The organism is Pseudomonas sp. (assembly GCF_049645325.1).
Taxonomy (GTDB): Bacteria; Pseudomonadota; Gammaproteobacteria; order Pseudomonadales; family Pseudomonadaceae; genus Aquipseudomonas.
The window spans coordinates 1-7,507 of sequence record NZ_JBARTQ010000001.1; the positions used below are offsets into that span (position 1 = coordinate 1).

A 7,507-nucleotide genomic window follows, 5' to 3' on the forward strand; every position below is an offset into this window, starting at 1 on the left:
CTATGCAGGGTCCATGGGCGTGGTGATGGACAAGGCACTGGGCCCGGCATTTGCCGAACGTGAAAACGTCACGTACCAGGGGCAGGGCGAGGGCGCCTATGGCTTGGCGCGCCTGCTGGCGTCCAGAAAGCTGCAGGCGGATGTGTTCGTCTCCATCACGCCGGGGCCTGTCGAGATCCTGCAACAGGCCGGCCTGGCCGATCACGCGGTTCCGGTGGCCAGCACACGCATGGTCATCGCCTACAACCCCAAGAGCCGTTTCGCGCCGCAATTGGCCAGCGGCACCTGGTGGCAAGTGCTGCAAACCCCTGGCCTGCGGTTTGGTCGTACGGATGCGGGCACCGACCCCCAGGGGCAGAACATCGTGTTCACGATGAAGCTGGCGGAAAAGTACTACCAGCAACCGGGCCTGGCCCAGCGCATTCTGGGTGACGTACAAAACCCGCAACAGGTCTTCGGCGAAGGCGGCTTGCTGACGCGCCTGCAAGCCGGGCAAATCGACGCCGCTTCAGGTTACGAGAGCGCGACGATTTCCGCCAAGTTGCCGTATGTCGCGCTGCCCGATGAAATCAACCTGAGTAACCCGGCGGATGCCAAGGACTGGTACGACACGGTCGACCTGCAACTGCCAGACAAGAACGGCCAGCCGCAGACCCTCAAGCCGCAGCCGCTGGTGTTCTACGCCGTGGTGCTGAAAAACGCCCTGCACCCACAACAGGCCGAGGACTTTGTGAAGTTCCTGCAATCGGCGGACGCGCAGAAGCTGTTTGAGGCCAATGGCTACGGTCAGCCGAAAGGCGGCGTGCTTTGAGTCGAGCGCTGTGGCTGGGCGTGCCCGCCACGGTGTTGCTGGCAATTCCCTTTGTGGCGCTGGTGGGTGCCACGTCCTGGGCGCATTGGCAGTTGGCCTATGGCGACGGCACTGCGGTTGGGGTGTCGTTGGGGTTGAGCAGCGTGTCGACGCTGTTGATTGTGCTGCTCGGCACGCCGCTGGCCTTGTGGCTGGCGCGCAGCCAATCCTCCTGGCGCAGTGTGCTGGAGGCGCTGTTGCTGGTGTCTTTGCTGACGCCGCCATTGGCGATGGGGATTTTACTGGTCACCGCCTATGGGCCTTACGCCACCTTGGGCGAAGCGCTGGGCCGAGTCGGCATCACGCTGAGCAATAACCTGCCGGCGTTTATCCTCGCTCAACTCTACGGGGGGCTTGCGTACTACATCTTGTGCGCGCGCACGGCGTTTGAGTCGGTGCCGCGTTCGGTGGAAGAAGCCGCCCAAGGCCTGGGCTGCACGCCCGGCGAGGTATTTCGGCGTGTGACCTTGCCCGTCACCCGGCGCGCCCTGGCCAACGCGTTGGCGATTGTCTGGGTGCGGGTGATTGGCGAGTTCGGGATTGTGATGGTGTTTGCGTACTTTCCGCAGGGCATTCCGGTAAAGCTGTTCGTCAACCTGCAAAACGAAGGCGTAGACAGTGTCTACGCCTTGTTGTGGTCGCTGCTGCTGGTGACGTTGCCGTTTCCGCTGTGGTGCCTGTCGGTGCGCAAGCGCGGAGCGGTCAGTGCATCCCGCGTGGGATGGTCTTGAGCAGGTCATCCGGGCTGATGTAACCGACCACGCTGCCTGGCTGCGGCAAGCCCAGAATGTGCCCCTTGATCTTGCCGATCACGTGCATTTCGCACGGCTTGCAGTCGAACTTCAGGGTCAGCACTTCATCACCGTGGATCAACTGCATCGGCGCGACCTTGGTTTTCACGCCCGTCACACCCTTGGCCTGTTTAGGGCACAGGTTGAACGAGAACCGCAGGCAGTGCTTGGTGATCATCACCGGCACTTCGCCGGTTTCTTCGTGGGCTTCGAACGCCGCGTCGATCAGCTTCACGCCGTGGCGATGGTAGAAGTCGCGCGCTTTCTGGTTATAGACGTTGGCCAGGAACGACAAGTGCGCTTCCGGGTACACCGGCGGCGGCGAGGTCTCGGCTTTGCGCCCGCCACGTGGGTGAGCCGCGACACGCGCGGCGGTCAGCGCTTCGATGACTTCACGGCGCAAGGCCTTGAGCTGCGAGTTGGGGATGAAGAACGCTTGCGGCGCATCCAGCTCGATACCCGTGGCGTGGTACTCGGTGGTGCCGAGTTGGCCGAGCAGGTCGCGCAGGGTGTCCAGCGCCTGTTCCGGCTTGTTGGCCACGCCGAACGGGCCGGGCAGGGTGACGCTGGCGCTGATGCCTTCTTCGCTGGTGGCAGTCACGTGCAACTGGTCTTCACGCAGGCGTGCGACCCACGCCAGGCCGATACGGCGCTCGGCCGAGGTCTTGAGCAGGGCTTGTTGCCAGTTATGGTCCAGGTTGCGGTTCAGCGGGTGATTCGGGCGCAACTGATGCAGGCCGGCCGGCATTTCGTTCGGCTCGACGCGGTAGCGGTAGCGCTTCTGGCCGTCTTCCTCGAACTCGCCTTTAGGTTCTGCAATGTTGGCGCGAAAGCCTACGACTTCGCGCTTGACCAGCACATTGAGGCCGTCGCCGTTGGACAGCGGCTCATGGGTGACCACTTGCAGGTCGCGCTTGCCGGCTTTTTCCACCACACCCACCGGCAGGCCGGTGAAGGTTGGGGTGTCGAAGGCGCCGATGTCGATCTTGCGGTCGCTGACGAAGTAGTCGGTGCTGCCACGGTGGAAAGTTTTTTCCGGGTCGGGCAGGAAAAAATGCGCAGTACGGCCGCTGGAGGCGCGGGCGAGGTCCGGGCGGTCTTCGAGTACATCGTCGAGGCGCTGGCGGTAGTAGGCGGTGATGTTTTTCACATAGCCCATGTCTTTGTAGCGGCCTTCGATCTTGAACGAGCGCACGCCGGCTTCGACCAGGGCGCGGATGTTGGCGCTCTGGTTGTTGTCTTTCATCGACAGCAGGTGCTTTTCAAAGGCCACGACGCGGCCCTGGTCATCTTTCAAGGTGTACGGCAGGCGGCAGGCCTGGGAGCAGTCGCCACGGTTGGCGCTGCGGCCATTCTGCGCGTGAGAGATGTTGCACTGCCCGGAAAACGCCACGCACAGGGCGCCGTGGATGAAGAACTCGATGGCGGCATCGGTTTCGTCGGCAATCTCACGGATTTCCTGCAGGTTCAGCTCACGGGCCAAAACCAACTGCGAAAAACCGGCCTGGTCGAGAAACTTGGCGCGGTTCAGGGTGCGGATATCGGTCTGGGTGCTGGCGTGCAGCTCGATCGGCGGAATATCCAGCTCCATCACGCCCAGGTCTTGCACGATCAACGCATCCACGCCGGCGTCGTACAGCTGATGGATCAGCTTGCGCGCGGGTTCGAGCTCGTTGTCATGCAGGATGGTGTTGATGGTGGTGAACACGCGGGCGTGGTAACGCCGGGCGAATTCGACCAGTTGAGCGATATCGCTCACCTCGTTACACGCATTGTGGCGTGCGCCGAAGCTTGGGCCGCCAATGTAGATGGCGTCGGCGCCATGCAAGATAGCCTCGCGCGCAATGGCAACATCGCGGGCAGGGCTGAGCAATTCCAGGTGGTGCTTGGGCAAGGACATAGTTTTTTTAGTCAGGCTTGTCACGGTTGAGGCGCGCATTGTAGCTGTGAAATGCCTGACCGGCATCTACCGCAGGGCTGTATGGCTGAACCCGTGTGGGAGCTGGCTTGCCTGTGATGCGGGCATCAAGGTGTCAGGCATACCGAGTAGATGCCATCGCAGGCAAGCCAGCTCCCACATTTGATCGATGTTGCAGGTGAGCACTCAGGCCTTGGCGGCCATTGCGGTGACTTCCACGCGCATGCCTTCTACAGCCAGCGCGGCAACGCCCACCGCGGCGCGAACAGGCCAGGGCTTGGCGAAAAAGCGCTTGTAGACTTCGTTGAATGCCGCGCGGTCAGCCATGTCGGTGAGGTAGATGGTCAGGTGCATCACCCGGTCCATGGAGCTGCCGGCTTTCTCCAGCGCGACCTTAAGTGCCTGCAGGGTGCATTCGCTTTGCAAGGTGATGTCGCCCAGTTCCAGGCTGCCGTCGGCGCGGGTCGGCACTTGGGTGGAGACCAGAATGCCGTTGAAGCCGATCACGTCGCTGGAAATGGAATCGGCATCGGGATCGGGAGTGAAGGACAGGTCGTGATTAGCCATGGGCGCCTCGTGTTGGCAGGAACGGAAAGGCGCCCATGGTCCCCGAAAATTACAGCAGGGGCAAACCGCCGGTTACGGCCAGCGGCGGAACAACACGCTGGCATTCACCCCGCCAAACCCGAAGCCATTCGACAGCGCGTACTCAATCGGCAGGTGCCGTGCTTCACCGCGCACCATGTCCAGGCCGTCGGCGAGCGTGTCCGGGTGTTCCAGGTTCAGCGTCACCGGTGCTACCTGATCGCGCAGGGCGAGCACGGTGAAGATCGCTTCGATGCCACCCGCAGCGCCCAACAAATGCCCGGTAGCGGATTTGGTCGAGCTGATCGCCGGGCTGCCGCTGGAACCAAATACCGTTCTGATGGCTGCCAGCTCGCCCTTGTCGCCCACGGGCGTGGAAGTGGCATGCGCATTCAAATACTGAACCTGGGAGGCTAGGATGCCCGCTTGGCGCAATGCTTGAGTCATCGCCCGTCGTGCACCATCGCCATCTTCAGGGCCGGCGGTCATGTGATAGGCATCGGCGCTGGTGCCGTAGCCCACCAGTTCGGCAATGGGTTGCGCGCCGCGTGCCAGTGCGTGTTCCAGCTCTTCAATCACCAGAATGCCGGCGCCTTCGCCCATCACGAAGCCGTCACGGGCTTGGTCGAACGGCCGCGAAGCGAGTTGCGGTGTGTCATTGAAGTCACTGGACAACGCCCGCGCCGCCGCAAAGCCGGCCAGGCTGACCCGATGAATCGCCGCTTCGGCACCGCCGCACACTGCCACGTCGACTTCGCCTGCGCGGATCATCCGCGCGGCGTCACCAATGGCCTGCACGCCCGCCGCGCAGGCTGTCACCGGGGCGCCCAGCGGGCCTTTCAAACCGTAGTTGATCGACACATGCCCGGCCGCCATGTTGCTCAGAAACGACGGAATGGTGAATGGCGACAGGCGCCGCGGGCCTTTGCTGTCGGTGGTGCGCACCGCCTCGGCAATCGCCGGAAAACCGCCAACGCCCGAGGCGATGATGGTGGCGGTGCGTTCCTGTTGCTCCGGGGTGTTCGGCGCCCATCCGGCCTGCTTCAACGCCTCATCGGCCGCCGCCAGGGCGAACAGGATGAAACGGTCCATCTTGCGCTGCTCTTTGGCCGCCAGCAGGCGGTCTGGGTCAAAACCGGCTTCGGGGTCCTGCTCCACGGTTTGCACCTGGCCGCCGATGCTGACGGCGAGGTCTCCGATCAATGCTTCGGGCAGGCGACGAATGCCCGACTGCCCGTTCAACAGGCGTTGCCAGGTGGACTCCACACTCGCGCCGAGTGGCGTCAACGCGCCCATGCCTGTCACGACGATACGTTTACTCATGATCAATCGACTCCTGTAGCGTTGAGGGGTACACACCTGTGGACGTCACTATCATCATGAAAGTAACATGACGTCACACCTCTTTGCACCCGCACACAGGAGCGCCCATGCAACGCAAGTCCCTCATCAGCGACGAATGCCCCATCGCCCGCAGCCTTGAACGGGTAGGGGAATGGTGGAGCATGTTGATCATGCGCGACGCATTGCATGGCTTGCGGCGCTTCGATGAGTTCTCGCGCAGCCTGGGGATTGCGCCGAACATGTTGACGCGGCGCCTGAATGGTTTGGTGGAGGCCGGGATGCTGGAACGCCGCGCCTACAGCGAGCGCCCGCCACGTTATGAATACGTGCCGACGCCCAGGGGCGAGGATTTCCGCATGGTGTTGATGGCGTTGATTGCGTGGGGTAACCGGCATTTCGCCGAGGAGGGCACGAGTGTTCAGGTGGTGGCGCGCGAAACCGGCCAGCCGGTACAGCCGATGATGGCCACGGCCGAAGGTGCGTGGGTGGCGCTGGACCAGTGCGCGGTACAAGCCGGCCCAGCCGCCAGCGCAGGCATGCGCCAACGGCTGAACCCCGAGTGATTACAGCAGGGTAAACGGATAGTCGACGATCACCCGCAGTTCATTCAGCTTGCCATCGCGCTGATCGGCATTCGAAGAAACCATGGCATCACGCACGCGCAGCGAGAGGTTCTTCGCCGGGCCGCTCTGCAGCACGTATTTGGCTTCCACATCGGTCTCGTGGTGGTCGCCATCGGCACCGTAGTCGCCGACATACGCGCTGTTGGCCGGGGTGTGGGTGCCGTTGATGTCGGAGCCATTGACGTAGCGGGTCATGAAACTCAAACCCGGCACGCCATAACTCGCCATGTTCAGGTCATAACGCACGCCCCAGGACTGCTCGCCCGGGCCGTTGAAGTCGCCCCACTGTATCGAGTTGGCCAGGAACACCGAGTCGCCGCCTTCGCCCGCGCCGTTGTCGCCGGTGCCGATGTAGTCGAACGGCGTGTCGCCGTGCACCTTCTGGAACGACAGCGTCAGGGTGTGCGCCGCCAGGAATGAATAGGCCGCGGCCACCGAATACGTGGTGTTATTGATCGCGCCGGCCTTGGCGCTGCCGGTGTCGAGGGTGCGGTACAGGTTGCCGTCCAGCGCCAGTGACTGGTCATGGCCCAATGGCAACACGTAGTTGAGGTTGGTGTAGTACTGGCGCCAGATGTCTTCCAGCTCGCCGGCGTACACGGTGGCACTCAGGGACGGCGTGAAGGTGTATTTGCCGCCGACGAAACTCGCACTGTTGGCCGCCACGTTGGCGTAGGTGGCATAGATATCGTGGTCATGATTGCTGGTCATGCCGCTGTTGGTGCTGGTGAAGTGCCCGGCTTCCAGGTCCAGGCCGGCGATTTCGCTGCTGGTCAGGTCAAACCCGGTGGCGGTCTGCGGCAAAATACGCGTGCCGCCGGTGGCGAAGACAGGCGCGGTAGGCTGCATGTCACCGAATTTCAGCTGGGTCTTGGAAATCTTGATCTTCACTGCGGCGCCGACCGAGCCGTAGCCGTCTTTGGGGTCGCCATTGCGGTCGGTCGGCAGGTTGCCGGTGTTGTTGTCTTCGTGGGTTGCGTCGAGCTTCATGGCGCCGTAGGCGTAGGCATCCACGCCAAAACCGATGGTGCCCTGGGTGAAACCCGAGGCGTAGTTGAGCATCGCGCCTTGGGTCCAGTCGCGGTTGTCGGCCTTGCCGCTTTGCCGGTCGCGGTCGAAATAGTAATTGCGCAACAGCCCGGTGACGCTGCTGCCTTCGATAAAGCCCTTGGAATCCGCCTGATCGGTGACCGATTCGGCGAGGGCCATTTGACTGATACCGGCGCACACCGCCAGTGTTAACAGGCTCCACTGTTTGATCATGTTTTTACTTCCCCGGAATAATTAACGCGCGCACAGAAACACCGCACTTTATTTGGATGATGCATAAGGTTTTATGGGCAGGGTTTGAAGTGAGGCGTGGCCGTTTTTATTGTATTCGACTGTTTGCCGAGGC

At 62.4% G+C, this 7,507-nt stretch carries 7 protein-coding genes; 3 read left to right on the forward strand and 4 right to left on the reverse strand.

Features of this window, described 5'->3' with window-relative positions; all coding sequences use genetic code 11:
- Positions 1–811, forward strand: an 811-nt coding sequence (locus tag WBB95_RS00005) for an extracellular solute-binding protein (protein ID WP_424485721.1), incomplete at its 5' end; no start/stop codon positions are given.
- Positions 808–1,581, forward strand: a complete 774-nt coding sequence (locus tag WBB95_RS00010) for an ABC transporter permease subunit (protein WP_424485722.1) — start codon at positions 808–810, stop codon at positions 1,579–1,581. The genes WBB95_RS00005 and WBB95_RS00010, both read left to right, overlap by 4 nt.
- Here WBB95_RS00010 and WBB95_RS00015 read toward each other — a convergent pair.
- The 3 genes from WBB95_RS00015 to fabF form a co-directional block, all read right to left on the reverse strand.
- Complete coding sequence (locus WBB95_RS00015) at positions 1,553–3,541, reverse strand: peptidase U32 family protein (RefSeq protein WP_424485723.1); 1,989 nt, start codon at positions 3,539–3,541, stop codon at positions 1,553–1,555. The two genes, WBB95_RS00010 and WBB95_RS00015, sit on opposite strands and share 29 nt — an antisense overlap.
- A gap of 204 nt (positions 3,542–3,745) precedes the next feature.
- Positions 3,746–4,126: a RidA family protein gene (locus tag WBB95_RS00020; protein WP_016973982.1), complete on the reverse strand. Its 381-nt coding sequence runs from the start codon at positions 4,124–4,126 to the stop codon at positions 3,746–3,748.
- 72 nt (positions 4,127–4,198) lie between these two features.
- Positions 4,199–5,467 (reverse strand): beta-ketoacyl-ACP synthase II, encoded by a 1,269-nt coding sequence (fabF, locus tag WBB95_RS00025; protein ID WP_424485724.1) that lies wholly within the window; start codon positions 5,465–5,467, stop codon positions 4,199–4,201.
- Between the two features lie 107 nt (positions 5,468–5,574).
- Here fabF and WBB95_RS00030 point away from each other — a divergent pair, with 107 nt between their 5' ends.
- Complete coding sequence (locus WBB95_RS00030) at positions 5,575–6,051, forward strand: winged helix-turn-helix transcriptional regulator (protein ID WP_424485725.1); 477 nt, start codon at positions 5,575–5,577, stop codon at positions 6,049–6,051.
- On the opposite strand, the gene WBB95_RS00035 is transcribed toward WBB95_RS00030, so the two are convergent.
- A complete protein-coding gene (locus WBB95_RS00035; RefSeq protein ID WP_424485726.1) occupies positions 6,052–7,374 on the reverse strand; it encodes an OprD family porin in 1,323 nt (440 codons plus the stop codon).
- Positions 7,375–7,507 lie beyond the last annotated feature (133 nt).